The organism is Shewanella vaxholmensis (genome assembly GCF_031932135.1).
GTDB lineage: Bacteria > Pseudomonadota > Gammaproteobacteria > Enterobacterales > Shewanellaceae > Shewanella > Shewanella hafniensis.
This window is the reverse complement of the sequence record NZ_JAUOEV010000021.1, coordinates 14,088-28,944: the sequence shown is the minus strand read 5'-3', so window position 1 is coordinate 28,944 and position 14,857 is coordinate 14,088. Positions and strand designations below refer to the sequence as shown.

The following is a 14,857-nucleotide window of genomic DNA, read 5'->3' as shown; positions in this document are numbered from 1 at the left end:
AGAGAGAAGCAATGCCAAAACGTACAGATATAAAGAGTATTCTTATCCTAGGCGCCGGCCCAATCGTGATTGGTCAGGCATGTGAATTTGACTATTCTGGCGCACAGGCGTGTAAAGCGCTGCGTGAAGAAGGCTACCGTGTCATTCTGGTGAACTCTAACCCTGCCACCATTATGACTGACCCAGAAATGGCCGATGCTACTTATATCGAGCCGATTCACTGGGAAGTGGTCCGTAACATTATTGCTAAAGAACGCCCAGATGCGATTCTGCCAACCATGGGCGGCCAAACCGCACTGAACTGCGCATTAGAACTTGAAGCCAAAGGCGTACTGAAAGAATTTAACGTCGAGATGATTGGCGCGACTGCCGATGCCATCGATAAAGCTGAAGATCGTAGCCGCTTTGATAAAGCGATGAAAAGTATCGGTCTTGACTGTCCACGTGCGGGCATTGCCCACAACATGGAAGAAGCTTACGGCGTACTCGATCAAGTGGGTTTCCCTTGCATTATCCGTCCATCCTTTACTATGGGTGGCTCGGGCGGCGGTATCGCCTACAACAAGGAAGAGTTCGAAGAGATCTGTTCACAGGGCTTAGAGTTATCGCCAACAAGTGAACTGCTGATCGACGAATCACTGATCGGTTGGAAAGAATACGAGATGGAAGTGGTACGTGACCGCAACGATAACTGCATTATCGTCTGTGCCATCGAAAACTTCGATCCTATGGGTGTACACACTGGCGACTCTATTACCGTTGCGCCAGCGCAAACCCTGACTGACAAAGAATACCAAATCATGCGTAACGCCTCTATGGCCGTACTGCGTGAGATTGGTGTTGAGACAGGCGGTTCGAACGTACAGTTTGGTATCAACCCGAAAGATGGCCGTATGGTTATCATCGAGATGAACCCACGTGTATCCCGCTCTTCAGCATTGGCATCAAAGGCAACGGGTTTCCCGATTGCGAAAATCGCCGCTAAGTTAGCGGTCGGTTTTACCCTTGATGAGCTGATGAACGACATCACTGGCGGTCGCACGCCAGCGTCATTCGAGCCTGCTATCGATTACGTTGTGACTAAAGTGCCACGCTTTAACTTTGAAAAGTTTGCTGGCGCCAATGATCGCTTAACTACACAGATGAAGTCTGTGGGTGAAGTGATGGCGATTGGCCGTACTTTCCAAGAGTCACTGCAAAAAGCCTTACGTGGTTTAGAGGTTAGCCGTAACGGTTTAGACCCTATCACTGATATGGCAAAACCGGAGGCAATGCAACGTATTCGCCATGAGCTGAAAGAGCCTGGTTGCGACCGTATTTGGTACATAGCCGATGCGATGCGTGCGGGTTTGAGTTTAGATGAAATCTTTAAGCTGACCAATATCGACCCTTGGTTCCTCGTGCAAATTGAAGAGCTGATCAAACTCGAAGGCGTTGTGGCTGACGCGGGTCTGGCGGGTCTGGATATCGACTTACTGCGCAAACTGAAACGTAAAGGCTTTGCCGATGCGCGTCTGGCCGATGTATTAGGCGTGAATGAAGCCGAAGTGCGTAAGCTGCGTGATAAGTTTGACCTGCATCCAGTCTACAAGCGTGTGGATACCTGTGCGGCTGAGTTTGCAACAGACACAGCTTACATGTACTCAACGTACGAAGAAGAATGTGAAGCTAACCCATCGACCCGTGACAAAATCATGGTGTTAGGTGGCGGGCCAAACCGTATCGGTCAAGGTATCGAGTTCGATTATTGCTGTGTGCACGCGGCGTTAGCGCTACGTGAAGATGGTTATGAAACCATCATGGTGAACTGTAACCCTGAAACCGTTTCAACCGACTACGACACTTCAGACCGTCTGTACTTCGAACCCGTCACACTGGAAGATGTACTCGAAATCGTCCGTATCGAGAAGCCAAAAGGCGTTATCGTGCAGTACGGTGGTCAAACACCATTGAAATTGGCCCGTGCCTTAGAAGCCGCTGGCGTACCTGTCATTGGTACTAGCCCAGATGCAATTGACCGCGCCGAAGACCGTGAGCGTTTCCAGCAAGCGATTCAACGCTTAGAGATGAAGCAGCCTGAAAATGATACCGTGACTACGGTTGAAGGTGCTGTGATTGCCGCTGAGCGTATCGGTTATCCGTTAGTTGTGCGTCCATCCTATGTACTGGGCGGCCGCGCGATGGAAATTGTCTACGACAAGCAAGATTTGCTACGTTACTTCAACGAAGCCGTGAGCGTATCGAATGCGTCGCCTGTATTGCTCGATCGCTTCTTAGATGATGCGATTGAAGTGGATATCGATGCTGTGTGCGACGGTGAAATCGTGGTGATTGGCGCGATTATGGAGCATATCGAACAAGCGGGGGTTCACTCAGGTGACTCAGGTTGTTCGCTGCCGCCATACACGCTAAGCCAAGAAATCCAAGATCGCATGCGCGTTCAAGTCGGCAAGTTGGCGATGGAACTCGGTGTTGTCGGCCTGATGAACGTACAGTTTGCCGTGAAAGATAACGAAATCTATATGATTGAAGTTAACCCACGTGCTGCCCGTACTGTGCCATTTGTGTCCAAAGCAACGGGTGTGCCTTTAGCTAAGATTGCCGCGCGTGTGATGGCGGGTCAAAGCTTAACGTCGCAAAACTTCACTAAAGAAGTGATCCCACCTTTCTACTCAGTGAAAGAAGTGGTGTTGCCATTTAACAAGTTCCCGGGTGTTGACCCACTGTTAGGCCCAGAAATGCGCTCTACCGGTGAAGTCATGGGCGTGGGCGATACGTTCGCCGAAGCCTATGCCAAGGCGCAGTTAGGTGCCACTTCTGAAGTGCCTAAGTCGGGTCGTGCGTTATTGTCTGTGCGTAACAGCGATAAGAAACGCGTTGCCGATTTAGCGGCTAAGTTAATCGAGCTCGGTTACCAAATCGATGCCACTCACGGTACTGCGATTATCCTTGGCGAAGCGGGTATCAACCCACGTCTAGTGAACAAGGTACACGAAGGTCGTCCACACATTCTCGATCGCATCAAGAATGGTGAATACACTTATATCGTGAACACTACCGAAGGTCGCCAAGCGATTGAAGATTCTCGTCAATTGCGCCGCGGTGCACTGCGTTACAAAGTTAACTACACCACGACCATGAACGCTGCATTCGCCACTTGTATGGCCCATGCCGCTGATGACCGTACTAACGTGACGTCAGTACAAGAACTGCATTTACGCGTACTGGCTAAATAAGCCACAGCGTTAATGCCGTGAATTAGAGGGCCGCATAACTTAGGTTATGCGGCCTTATTATTTAGGCCTGTGTCTGTTTTGCTCAATTTTTGAGTTTGTTTTATTGAGTTGTGCCGTTTGTTTTGAGTATGACTTAACTCATTTTATTGCCCATTTAGGTAGCCTGAAAACTATGTCTGCTCCTGCCGATAGCCCTGCCAAAGTTGATACTTTTATTGCGCCGCCTTGCCTCTGGCAAATACGTTTGCTCTATCAAGATAGCGACATTCTGCTGATTGATAAGCCGAGCGGATTATTGAGTCTGTCGGGGAAGAATCCGCTCAATCTCGACTCAGTGCATTATCGTTTAGTGCAGGATTTTCCGACGGCCACTTTGTTGCACAGACTCGATTTTGGCACTTCGGGCATCATGCTGGTGGCACTAAATAAAAGCGTGAATGGCTTGCTGACCAAACAGTTTCAGGCACGTACGATCGAGAAGCGTTATACCGCCTTGCTGCACGGACATATCGCCGCTGACAGCGGGGTGATTAATCTGCCGATCGCTAAAGATGTCGATCATTTCCCACTACAAAAGATTTGCCACAGTACAGGTAAACCTGCGATCAGCGAATATCGGGTGCTTGAGCGGTTAACCGAGCCTTTCGCCACGCGGGTCGAGTTTACCCCTGTCTCTGGCCGAACCCATCAACTGCGGATCCACAGTCAGCAATTTGGTCACTCGATTCTGGGGTGCGATCTCTATGGTGGCGTGGGTGAGAGTGTGGCTGATAAGGCCGATAACGCTGCTGCACCTGAACCAGACATCACTAAGATGACGAGTAACAGCAGATTAATGCTGCATGCGACCCGCTTAGCGTTTGATCATCCGATCACGGGTGAGCGTATCGACTGGTTTTGCGAGTGTCCTTTCTAAGAGTTTGCTAAAGAGTTATAGAGTTTTGCAATTTGCGCTTAGCAAGTAGATCAATAGATTTAGTTGCCAAGTCCGATACGTTCGGTCTGCATTGGCGGTGCATCGTTGGGGAGCCAAGTATGGTAAATCGTTGCGAAGGTGCCATCCGCTTTTATTGCTTCTAGGGCGCTTTCCCACTGCTCGATCACCTCATTGGGCGTGCCTTGTGAGAAGGCAATGTAAAGATGGTTAGCGCTAATCGTGAAGAGGGACTCTACATCATCAATACTGGCGCCCGCATCCGACAAAATACTTGGCGCAGTGAGATTGGCATTACACCAAAGATCGATACGGTGCTTCATCAATTGTTTCGCACTTAACAAGGGCGTTGATGAGGCGGCGACATTGGTAAAGCCGTGTTCGGTAAGCAAGCGCTCCTCCACTGAGGCACGATAGACGCCAATTGCCTTCGCCGTTTTAGCATCTTCTATCGAGGTAATTTTTATGCCGCTATTTTTTAAGGCATAAAAATTGGTCGTGCCGACAGCAACGGGTCCTATCATAGTAAACATCTGTTCCCTTTCAGCCGTGCGCGTCATAGTGAACAACACTGTATTGGGCTGCTCGGTCAGCATTTTCCAGCCGCGAGCCCAAGGTACGACTTTAATTGGGTCTGGACTCTTGATGCGTTTTTGAATTTCTTCTACGACTTGTACTGCTAAACCAGCAGGTTTGCCATCAACAGAAAAACTGATCGGTGACCATTCTTCCGTATAGATGTTTAGCGGCTGTGCGCTCAGAGAGAAAGCGCAGCAGAGGATAAGTGATAGCAAAAAGCTTGTGACTAGTTTCATTAATAACCCTAAAAATTAGAATGTTATAATTGAGTCTCACTGCTTGCTCTTGAAACGATTAAAGATGAACGCTGTGTTCAAATCAAGTATAGCTAGGGGTTCATTTTCTAAGAGTAAATTTAATATACCGTTTTGAACGATAAAAAAGAGCGCGAGTATGGCGCTCTTAGGTGGGTATTTTTATCAATGCTGACTTAAGCCTGTTCGATAAACATCAGGCTCGATAAACGTCACGCATCAGATTATCAATGCATTGGACAACACGCATACTGGCGTCTTCCATCGAATGCAGTTGTTTAACCATTTCAGGCAGATTACCTTTTTGCCTGGCATTGAGCGCGGCTTTACCCGCTTCATGTACCGCTTTATGTGGTGCATCTAAGGCTTTGAAGTTACTCAAATGCTGATAATTCTCAGCGCCAAATCCTTTGAAATACCATTGCCCGAGACGGCACTCAGTGTGCGAGTTCACACTGTGGTTATGCTGTGGTTTTTCAATTAATTGATAGACACTGCTTTTCCAGACCGCGTGGTCAAGTTTCGTGGTATTTAAGAATGACGCGGTAGCAGCGTTATGGATAACCTGCTGCATTTGCTTTGAGCGTTGCAGTACATCTTCAACCACTTGGCCGATTTGGGTAGAAGAGCTGGCAACATCGATAGCGCTGCTTTGATTGTTATGGACAATTTCTTTAATTTCAGCCGCTTGAATGACGATTTGCTTTACCAGTTTTTCAATGTGGCTGCTGGCTTCGTGGGCTTTACTGGCAAGTTGGCGCACTTCATCGGCAACCACTGCAAAACCGCGTCCTGCTTCACCTGCGCGGGCGGCTTCAATGGCGGCATTCAATGCCAGCAAGTTCGTCTGTTCTGAGATACCTTGAATTGCGGCAACAAACTGGTTGATTGAAGAGGTCGTCGCATCTAGCTCAGTAACGGCTTTCATGCTGCTCGACGCTTGCTCATTAATATAAGTCGCCCGTGTGCCTAAACTTGCCACGGCGATGCGGGTTTGATCAAAAATCTTATCAAGCTCTGACAGTGAATCCTGTTCGGAGGTAAGCAATTCGGCGCTATTGGCTAAACCTTCGCGCACCGCATTGAGCATTTCTCCACCTTGGTTTTGGCAGGCTATCACCTCAGTGTAGTGATCCGCATTTTGCCGCGATTGCTGCTGCATAGTCTCATTTTCACGGATCATGCCACGCAGTTCATCGATTTCATTTTGGCGTTGTTGTTCTAGTTGGATAAGCCGCTCTTTAAGCGCCTTATTTTCAGCTTTGAGCTGGGAATTAAACCACATAAAAAAACCTCTAGCGTCGCAAGGACTATGGCTATTGCTTATCGACTTACAGTGACTAGACTCTGCGGTAAATACTGCAATGTTAATAAGAAGTAAAACTATTCAGGTGTTGAAATATTAACTGATCCTTTGGCTTTATTCTTAATTTTTTTAGGGTTATTGTCGCTTTTATGCGTTGGCGCAAATTAACCTTATTTTTCGAGTGAAAAGTGAACCAAGCTAAGGCTAAATCTGGGCCAAGTAGCTGGTTCACTTTGAGGTTTTCGGCTATTGATTAGCGCTATGTCAGGCTCTATGGCATGCTTTATGGCATAGGTAAGTCGAGTACCATAGTGGCAATGCTGAAATATATAAGCACGCCTATGATGTCGGCGATGGAGGTGATCAGTGGCGCACTTGCCGCCGCAGGATCCATCTTTAACTTGCTCAGTAAGAAAGGCAGTGACATACCAATCAAGCTACCAATAATCACCACTATTTGCATAGTGAGCGCGACAACCAGCGCGATTTCAGGGCCGCCACGCCAGAAGCCGAGCAGTGATACGGCCGCCGCCATGCTGGCACCTAATAATCCGGCGACAAATAACTCACGGCCCAACATAGATAGCCAGTCCTTGAGTACCACTTCTCCCGTGGCTAACCCGCGTACCATTAAGGTCGACGATTGTGATCCCGCATTACCGCCGCTATCGATCAGTAGCGGTAGGAAGAAGACCAAGGAAACATAACTGGCAATTGTGTCTTCGAAGAAGGCGATACCGGCTCCTGAGAAGATATTGCCAAACACCAAAATCACCAGCCAAACCACGCGCTTGCGGTAGAGTAAGCCTATGCTGGCTGTCTTAAGGTTATGGTCAATATTGCCGATGGCCGCTGTTTTCGTGAACTCAAGATCCGCCTGTGAGCTGGCAATATCCATAGCATCATCATAGGTGACGATACCGACAAGCTGGCCTTTGCCATTGACTACAGGCAGTGCCATCAAGTCGTAATGGGCGATCATCTGCACCGCTTCTTCACGAAAGGCATTCGCATCGAGCGCGACGGGATCGGGCTTCATAAAATCGACCACTCGCTCGTGCGGCTGCGCCAGCAATAGCTGTCTTAAAGACACAGTACCAATCAAGCGACCTAACATGTCCACCACATAGGTTTGATAAATGGTTTCCTTATCGGCGGCCTCAGTGCGTAGGGTATCAATGGCTTCTGCCGCTGTATGGCGGCTATTGAGCAAGGTGTAATCTGAGGTCATGACCGCGCCGACCTTCGCCTTGTCATAGGCGGCGAGGGTGCGCATATCTTCCCGTTTGGCTAATGCGAGTGCAGGTAAAATGGCCGCTTGCTGGGTTTCATCGAGCAGATTGTAAAGGTCGGCACGTTCATCGGCCGCCATGTGTACTAGCAGCGCAGAAAGCGTGGTTTTGTTTAGCTGCTGAACTAAGCTCGCCTGCAATTCGTCGGTCAGGTAGCGGAACAGATTGGCGCACACCTTAGGTGAGGCCAGTTGCAACAATAGGACTTGTTGCTCTTGATTAAAGACGTTAAATACCGCTGCAATATCGGCAGGGTGGCGCTTTTCGGCTAATTCAGCCATAGCGCTGGCACTGCGTTGTTCGATAATCATTTGCAGGTTATGGATGATTTTTTTAGTGTTGTTTGTGCTGTTATTCATGTTCATAGTTCATTCTCTCAACGATCTAGTGACCAAAGTAAAAGGTGATGTCTGCGCCAAGTTGCAGCGCGTTGCCACGAAGGGCATTGCCTAAGCTCAATTCCAGCTGTAGCTGCCGTTGCGGCGTGTGTTGATAGGCGAACTGATAGGCCGCCTCACTCAACTCTTTTTGATAAAGCTCGGCTATCAGGCGATGGTGACTACTGAGTTCATACGCCGCCGCGATACCCACAAGTAATTGGGTCGATTGATTAAACTCATGGGTGAAACCTAAGTTGGCATACAGGCTGACATCGGAGTCGCCTAAGGTTTTGCCCATAATGCCGAAGGCTTCGGTGGCAAATCCGTTATTGGTATCGAGGTTTTTCTGTAAGTTGATCACCACTGCGCTGTGCCAATCATCCTGCTGCCGATCTGAATCCGAACCTGAATCTGAGTAAGAGCTTAAGTTGAGCGGTAGCTTGATACTGACTTCAGCCTGCTCCTCACGATTATCGTCATTGGCATTGGACGCTAATCCTAAATGCCATTCCCATTGATTGCGGCTGCAAGTCGTGGTTGCGTTAAATTGTGGGCGCGCATGATCCGACCTAGGTTGTTGCCAGCCGAGTTCTAATTCGCAGTGTTCTGCGAGGGCGGGATCATCCACTTCAAGATGGGATGCTGCCGCACTCATGCTGTAGCACAAGCTGAAACTTGCACAGGATAAAGACCGCAAAATTGCTGCGTTGTTTATGTAAGCCATGTTAAGGCTCCTCAGGTGTAAACCCTTAGGTGTTAATCCATCGGGTAAACGGAGGGTACTGAGGCAAAAACTTGCTTTGAGATGCAAAAAATACACATAACTGAACCCCAGCGAATATGCTGGAATTACGAAAAGCGCAGCCATAGGCTCAGGCTTTATGGTTTGTGATTGATATTTTGGGGGAGGCGGAGTGAAGAATGGTTCACACTACTACCCTGCTTAGCAGGTAGCAGCAAAATATTGCGGGCTAGTGCTAGGCGTTAAATCCTGTCTTTTGGACAGGGCATCTACTGTCGCTTATGTGTGTGCCCACAGTGGGTCTCCGCAATGATTAAAAGTCGCCATCATTCTAATGGGCCAAAAGTTAAAGTCAACCGCACAAGTCGTTACCTATGTTTTTGTTTAAATTTAGATTTTAATTAAATGTTAACATTATGGTGCTACTTAGGTCTGTGTATGGTTATTGGACTGCTTGATGAATTTATGTGCAGTGGCTTGTTGTTGATTTGTTTGTTTTATGGGCGCTGACGGTAATGCTGCCTCTATGAGGTGTCTTTTAGTGGTATCGGATATCGGGCATTGGGTATTGGGTATTGATGTCTCGGGATCGGATATTGATGCGTCGATTGAGTTTGGCTAACACCTTATCTCAAATGGATTATTTGGCATTGATGCACATCGGGTATACCCTTGTAGTGTCTTACCTGTGAGTCAAAGTGATCATTCATACAGGTTCAGACAGGTCGCCGTTTTCAGATTTGGGGGGATTAAGCTGTGGCACACAATATCGATGAGTTGGAATCAATTACTGCACCTATCGATCATAAGTGCACCGCGAATATCAAGATCGCCAGTATCAATCTGTTTAACTTTATTGAGCCGCCTTTGGCTTACTACGACTTTGAAAACATCTATAGCCATGGTCAGTGGCAGAAAAAGTGCCAATGGCTGAGTGAGTTTCTCACCCATCGCCAGCCCGATATTGTCGGATTTCAAGAAGTGTTCAGCCCTGAACCACTCAAACGTATCGCCAGCGAGCAAGGTCTAGGGTATTTTGCGGTCGTCGATGAACCTACCCTTATCAGTGATTATATTTATCGTAGCCCTGTGGTTGCGCTTGCGTCCCGTTATCCCATAGTGGAAATCAGCAGCGTCGAACCTGATGCACGCTTAGTGGCGGCGATGGGATTATCGAGTGAATTTGCCTTTAGCCGTAAGGTGCTGCGCGCAACCATTGAGGTGCCACACATTGGTAAGTGTGATTTTTATGTGGTGCACTTTAAATCAAAACGCGCCGGATTAGCCCTCGAGCCTAAGCTAATTGAACCTAAGCCACTTGAAAATCAGCCCCTAGGATTCGATAACTCGGCGCCCGCAGCGAGCATAAAACTGCATTCAGAAACCCAATTAATCACAGAGCAAGCTTTAGGCCGCTGGGCATCCACCATGCAGCGCGGCGCGGAAGCTGCGTTATTATTCAATGGCATATTAGTACGCAGACAAGCATCTAAATATCCCGTCATAGTGATGGGGGACTTTAATGACAGCCTGACAATGGGCGCCTTGGATGCGCTAATAATACAGGGCGAGAGTATCCACAGTAATGACATAAAAGCCGCTGGCCTTGGGCATTTATCGGATGCGGCGTTAGCGGCGGTGTTTGCTCAATATCAGCTTAAGGATGCCTATGAGTTATTTATCGAGGCCAACCTATTTATCAATGCCAATCAGCAGGGCAGTTTGACGGGTAATACCGCTTACCATAGGGAACACAGAGCGGCGACCCATTACTATGGCCCTAAAGGTTCTGTGCTGGATTATATTTTGCTTTCGAGCGAGTTTGATGCGAGCCATGGCCGCAGTTTAGCCCAAGTGGTGGATTATCAAACCTGCGACAGGCACTTAGTCAGACCCGAATACGAGCGCGATGCCTACAGCACTGACCATGCGCCCGTAATCGTTGAGCTAGCGCTACGTAGCTAAGTTTTATGCTTCAGTTAAGCGAGCTAAATCAAGCAACATAAACTCACTCAAGCGGACTCGATCGTACTTTAAATCACATTAGCGTTCACTCACATAAACCCCATTGAAATTAAGCGATATCGCGGATAAGCCCCATTTGAAACCAAGCTTGCAGTGCCTGCAGCACTTGCATCGGCGCCTGCGCGTCGCTAAAAAATGCCAACATCATTTCGCATTGTTCGGCAAAGGTGGCACCGCCGATAAATCCCAACAGCAGGGCGAGTTGATATTCGGATAGGGAAATAAACTCAGTTAATCGGCTTTCGCCGCGCCAAAGTAACCAAGCTCGTTTACCTTGATAATCGGGACTGGGCGGTGATGCTTGCTGTTTTAATGCTTGCCAAGTTTCCACCGCATTACTGTTGCATTGAAATAGCTGCACGCTGGGGTGAAAACGCAGTTGGCAACCCGGCCATTGCTCGGCAGGCAGTGCTTGCAGGCGCGCAAAAGTGGCGCGCTCGGTATCAAAAGCATCGAAGGCATTCAATAAACGCCGCTCGAAGCGAGTAATATCGGCAATAATCGGATACTGACTGAAAAACGCATCTTGGGTTAAATAGTCGGGCAGGGCATCGGCAAAACTGCGCAGTGAGGTAAACGCCGATGGCTGACTGGCAATATAACCTTTGGCCATGCGTTCAAAGAGTTCATCACCCAGATAGATACCCAGCATTTCGTGGTCGGTTTCGAGGGTTTCGGTTAGACGAATGCGATAGGCATTGGCATAAATCTGCATCCGAATATCAGCATTAATGCCGCCTTGCTCGGCAATCTTATCTTTGAAGGTTTGCGTGGTTTGCTCAAGTGTGGGCGGTGTATCTACCGCAGCACTCGCCAGCAGATAATTCATAAATGCGTGTTGTAGCTGCTGAAGTTGGCTCATGCGATAACCTTTCCTTCATGCATGTTATTTCTACCTTTGGCGGCGTTGAGTGGATGCGCCTCACCTAAGGTATCGCGGGTGATATTTCTGGCAATCGTGAGTTCGGCTTCGAGGGCGGAAAACTCGGGGATATTGGCGTCGCGCTCTATCATAGTGCTGATGCCGCCAAAACGTTTCAGTGCTGCACAGTAGAGGTCCCACACGCTGCTCGGTACATCATGGTCGTGCGTGTCTATCACATAGTCGCCATAGTCGCTGTGTCCGGCGAGGTGGAATTGCTGCACTCGCTTGGGATTAATTTTATTCAAGTAGTCCAACGGGTTGAAATTGTGATTGCGGGCACTGACGTAAATATTATTGATGTCTAACAAGATTAAACAGTCTGCGGTCTCGGCAACGGCATTAACGAATTCCCATTCGTCCATGCTGGAATCTTGATAGGACAAATAACTAGAAACGTTTTCCATCAAAATGCGCCGACCTAAAAAGTCTTGGACGGTTTTAATCCGCTGCGCTACATGCTTAACGGTTTCTTCGGTATAGGGCAGTGGCAGGAGATCATGGCTGTTCACCCCGTGAATTGAGGTCCAGCAGATATGATCGGAAATCCAGTGGGGCTGCACCTCGTTGGCGAGCTGTTTTAAGGCTTTAAGGTAATCCATATTGAGCGGGTCGGTACTGCCAATCGACAGGGAAACACCGTGCATCACCAGGGGATAGCGCTCGCCAATTTCCTTGAGGTAATAGCGGGGTTTGCCGCCGGCAACCATGTAGTTTTCCGAGAGCACTTCAAACCAATCGATATCGGGTTCGGTATTGAGCACGGCATCAAAATGCTGTGTCCTCAGACCTAAGCCAAAACCTAATGGTGCTTGCGTGATGACATCTTGCGCCACATTGACTCCTTATCCTTAAGTTTTCTGCTGCTGTTGTATGGGTTAACACGGTGGTAAACAGGGGGACAAATGTGACCAGCACAAGCTGGTCACGATTTTTAATCAGCATATTGGCGTTTAAGCGCCTGCTTTGCCGCCGATATCACCGCATGATTTTGCAGGTGCTGCGACAAAACCACTGCCTTTACAGCTGGCGTGTCCGGCGCAGGCGTTATCGGCAGTTTTACAATCGTTATGGCCTTTGCAGGTGTTAACGCCATAGCAGTGAACGAGTTCGGCGTTAGCAATTTTACCCACCCAGTCATCTGCGACTTTACCGCCGACATCACCACAGCTTTTTGATGGCATAGCTACAAAACCACTGCCTTTGCAGCTGGCATGTCCGGCACAGGCGTTATCGGCGGTTTTGCAATCGTTATGGCCTTTACAGGCATTCACGCCATAACAATGTACGAGATCGGTACTGTCGGCGCCAGCCATAGGTTCGGCGGCATTGGCATAACCCGCCATGCTTGCCATTGCCATCGCTAATGCGGCGCCCGTCAGTGCAGTTTGTGTTTTCTTATTCATGGTTCTAATCCTTTTGAGTGTGACTGCTAATGAGTAATCTTGATTTGGTTGCTTTGATAACGACTGCTGTAAATCGACGACTTATAAAGCAATGACTAATAAACACAGGAGTAAGCCTAGTTGTTATCGAGCGATTCGTTTGAATATCTTGTGCGCTGGCTAAACGAGCCTTTCGAATGCGCAGTGCTTTTTCCTGTTGCGTTAATGAGACCCGCACTTAGACCAATATCTTTCAATTTAAGTTAAAATGATGTTGTGAAAATCGAGACCTGCGCGATCGAGAGAGTCGGGAAATCGCCCTATTTATGGAAAAAAATGGCGTTTCTTACACAGGTTTTACGACGTAAATAAGGTATGATCGGCCACCCGTGGATGATGGTAAATAAGCGCTGCGGCGCGTTCGGTACTCGCACTTAGGTGACATTGGGTATATCATCCGTTTCCCATTTTTTAGACTGCAGCCCTTTTTTAGTGGCGGCACTATTTTTAAAGGCAACTATGGCTATCAGAATCAAACTTAAACCCGGCCGCGAGAAGTCACTCGAGCGTCGCCATCCTTGGGTATTTTCCAATGCTATTCATAACATTAAGGGAAAACCTGAAGCGGGTGAGACAGTCGATGTGGTCGCGCATGATGGTCATTGGTTAGGTCGTGGTGCTTGGTCGCCTGAGTCGCAAATCCAAGTGCGGATTTGGACTTTTGATCGCGAAGAAGAAATTGATCGCGCGTTTTTTGCCAGACGTTTGCAGCGGGCGCAAATCGGCCGTAACGATCTGATCCGCGAGCAAGGCTTAACGGGCTATCGTTTAGTGGCCGCCGAGTCCGATGGTTTACCTGGGATCACCATCGACAGATACGCCAATGTGTTGGTGTGCCAGTTACTGAGCACAGGTGCTGATTTATGGCGCGACACCTTAGTTGAGTTATTGGCCGAGCAATATCCTGATTGCGCTATCTATGAGCGTTCCGATGTGGATTCTCGTAAGAAAGAAGGCCTGCTGCCAGTTACCGGTTTATTGCACGGCACGCTGCCTGAAATGCCGGTGATTATCGAAGAAAACGGCATCAAGATCGCTGTCGATGTGATTAAAGGCCATAAAACAGGTTTCTATCTCGATCAACGTGATAACCGCGCCATTGCTGCCCGTTTCGTGAAAGATAAATCGGTATTGAACTGTTTCTGCTACACAGGCACCTTTGGTTTGTACGCCGCAAAAGCGGGCGCGGCCAGCATAGAAAACGTCGATGTGTCTTCTTTAGCATTAGCGACGGCGCGTCAGAACATGCAAGTAAACGGTTTGAGTGATGACAATGTGCATTACAACGAAGCCGATGTGTTTAAGTTGCTGCGTCTATACCGTGATGAAGGCAAAACCTTCGATGTTATCGTACTCGACCCACCTAAGTTTGCCGATAACAAGGCGCAGTTGAACGGGGCTTGCCGTGGTTATAAAGACATCAACATGATTGCATTGCAGTTGTTGAATCCAGGTGGGGTGTTATTGACCTTCTCTTGCTCAGGATTAATGCCTGCGGATCTGTTCCAAAAAATCGTGGCCGATGCTGCGCTCGATGCGAAACGTGAAATCCAGTTTATTGAACGCTTAAGCCAAGCGAGCGATCACCCTATCGGTAGCGCCTTCCCAGAAGGATTCTACTTAAAAGGCTTAGTCGCCAGAGCTTGGTAAGAGCGGCAAGAGCTTGGTAGATAGTCGCTAGAGCTTAAGCCAAGCGTTTGATATAAGCTGCCTGCGATGTGGGTTTAGTTAGAGAATAGGCC

11 protein-coding genes are annotated in these 14,857 nt (G+C 48.4%); 4 read left to right on the top strand and 7 right to left on the bottom strand.

The window, feature by feature from the left end:
• The first annotated feature begins 11 nt into the window (after nucleotides 1–11).
• Together carB and Q4Q46_RS16680 are read left to right on the top strand one after the other, a co-directional pair.
• Nucleotides 12–3,236, top strand: a complete 3,225-nt coding sequence (gene carB / locus Q4Q46_RS16685) for a carbamoyl-phosphate synthase large subunit (protein WP_311906527.1) — start codon at nucleotides 12–14, stop codon at nucleotides 3,234–3,236.
• Nucleotides 3,237–3,408: 172 nt separating this feature from the next.
• Nucleotides 3,409–4,152 (top strand): RluA family pseudouridine synthase, encoded by a 744-nt coding sequence (locus Q4Q46_RS16680; protein ID WP_311906526.1) that lies wholly within the window; start codon nucleotides 3,409–3,411, stop codon nucleotides 4,150–4,152.
• A gap of 59 nt (nucleotides 4,153–4,211) precedes the next feature.
• Here Q4Q46_RS16680 and Q4Q46_RS16675 read toward each other — a convergent pair whose 3' ends face one another.
• From Q4Q46_RS16675 to Q4Q46_RS16660, 4 genes are all read right to left on the bottom strand, one after another.
• Nucleotides 4,212–4,985, bottom strand: a complete 774-nt coding sequence (locus Q4Q46_RS16675; protein ID WP_311906525.1) for a substrate-binding periplasmic protein — start codon at nucleotides 4,983–4,985, stop codon at nucleotides 4,212–4,214.
• A gap of 214 nt (nucleotides 4,986–5,199) precedes the next feature.
• Nucleotides 5,200–6,288, bottom strand: a complete 1,089-nt coding sequence (locus Q4Q46_RS16670; RefSeq protein WP_311906524.1) for a methyl-accepting chemotaxis protein — start codon at nucleotides 6,286–6,288, stop codon at nucleotides 5,200–5,202.
• A 304-nt stretch (nucleotides 6,289–6,592) separates the two neighbouring features.
• Nucleotides 6,593–7,966, bottom strand: coding sequence for a magnesium transporter (gene mgtE, locus Q4Q46_RS16665; protein WP_311900313.1), 1,374 nt, complete (start codon nucleotides 7,964–7,966; stop codon nucleotides 6,593–6,595).
• A gap of 19 nt (nucleotides 7,967–7,985) precedes the next feature.
• A complete protein-coding gene (locus Q4Q46_RS16660; RefSeq protein WP_311900312.1) occupies nucleotides 7,986–8,705 on the bottom strand; it encodes a hypothetical protein in 720 nt (239 codons plus the stop codon).
• 774 nt (nucleotides 8,706–9,479) lie between these two features.
• Between Q4Q46_RS16660 and Q4Q46_RS16655 the strand changes: the two genes are divergently transcribed.
• The gene (locus tag Q4Q46_RS16655; protein WP_311906523.1) at nucleotides 9,480–10,688 is read left to right on the top strand and encodes an endonuclease/exonuclease/phosphatase family protein; all 1,209 of its coding nucleotides are present in this window, start codon (nucleotides 9,480–9,482) and stop codon (nucleotides 10,686–10,688) included.
• 109 nt (nucleotides 10,689–10,797) lie between these two features.
• On the opposite strand, the gene Q4Q46_RS16650 is transcribed toward Q4Q46_RS16655, so the two are convergent.
• The 3 genes from Q4Q46_RS16650 to bufA2 all read right to left on the bottom strand — a co-directional run bounded on the left by Q4Q46_RS16650 (nucleotide 10,798) and on the right by bufA2 (nucleotide 13,076).
• On the bottom strand, nucleotides 10,798–11,610 hold the full coding sequence (locus Q4Q46_RS16650) for an HvfC/BufC family peptide modification chaperone (RefSeq protein WP_311906522.1): 813 nt from the start codon (nucleotides 11,608–11,610) through the stop codon (nucleotides 10,798–10,800).
• Nucleotides 11,607–12,506 carry an MNIO family bufferin maturase gene (bufB, locus tag Q4Q46_RS16645; RefSeq protein ID WP_311906521.1) on the bottom strand — a complete coding sequence of 300 codons (900 nt, stop codon included), beginning with the start codon at nucleotides 12,504–12,506 and terminating at the stop codon, nucleotides 11,607–11,609. The genes Q4Q46_RS16650 and bufB overlap by 4 nt, the downstream gene beginning before the upstream one ends.
• 117 nt (nucleotides 12,507–12,623) lie before the next feature.
• On the bottom strand, nucleotides 12,624–13,076 hold the full coding sequence (gene bufA2, locus Q4Q46_RS16640) for a BufA2 family periplasmic bufferin-type metallophore (protein WP_006083895.1): 453 nt from the start codon (nucleotides 13,074–13,076) through the stop codon (nucleotides 12,624–12,626).
• Between the two features lie 498 nt (nucleotides 13,077–13,574).
• Between bufA2 and Q4Q46_RS16635 the strand changes: the two genes are divergently transcribed.
• Nucleotides 13,575–14,765 (top strand): class I SAM-dependent rRNA methyltransferase, encoded by a 1,191-nt coding sequence (locus Q4Q46_RS16635; protein ID WP_311906520.1) that lies wholly within the window; start codon nucleotides 13,575–13,577, stop codon nucleotides 14,763–14,765.
• Nucleotides 14,766–14,857: the final 92 nt, after the last annotated feature.

Coding starts and splice junctions, on each gene's coding strand:
- Q4Q46_RS16680 (WP_311906526.1), top strand. CDS start 3,409: ATGTCTGCTCCTGCCGATAGCCCTGCCAAAGTTGATACTTTTATTGCG.
- Q4Q46_RS16635 (WP_311906520.1), top strand. CDS start 13,575: ATGGCTATCAGAATCAAACTTAAACCCGGCCGCGAGAAGTCACTCGAG.
- bufA2 (WP_006083895.1), bottom strand. CDS start 13,076: ATGAATAAGAAAACACAAACTGCACTGACGGGCGCCGCATTAGCGATG.
- Q4Q46_RS16650 (WP_311906522.1), bottom strand. CDS start 11,610: ATGAGCCAACTTCAGCAGCTACAACACGCATTTATGAATTATCTGCTG.
- Q4Q46_RS16670 (WP_311906524.1), bottom strand. CDS start 6,288: ATGTGGTTTAATTCCCAGCTCAAAGCTGAAAATAAGGCGCTTAAAGAG.
- Q4Q46_RS16675 (WP_311906525.1), bottom strand. CDS start 4,985: ATGAAACTAGTCACAAGCTTTTTGCTATCACTTATCCTCTGCTGCGCT.
- carB (WP_311906527.1), top strand. CDS start 12: ATGCCAAAACGTACAGATATAAAGAGTATTCTTATCCTAGGCGCCGGC.
- mgtE (WP_311900313.1), bottom strand. CDS start 7,966: ATGAACATGAATAACAGCACAAACAACACTAAAAAAATCATCCATAAC.
- Q4Q46_RS16660 (WP_311900312.1), bottom strand. CDS start 8,705: ATGGCTTACATAAACAACGCAGCAATTTTGCGGTCTTTATCCTGTGCA.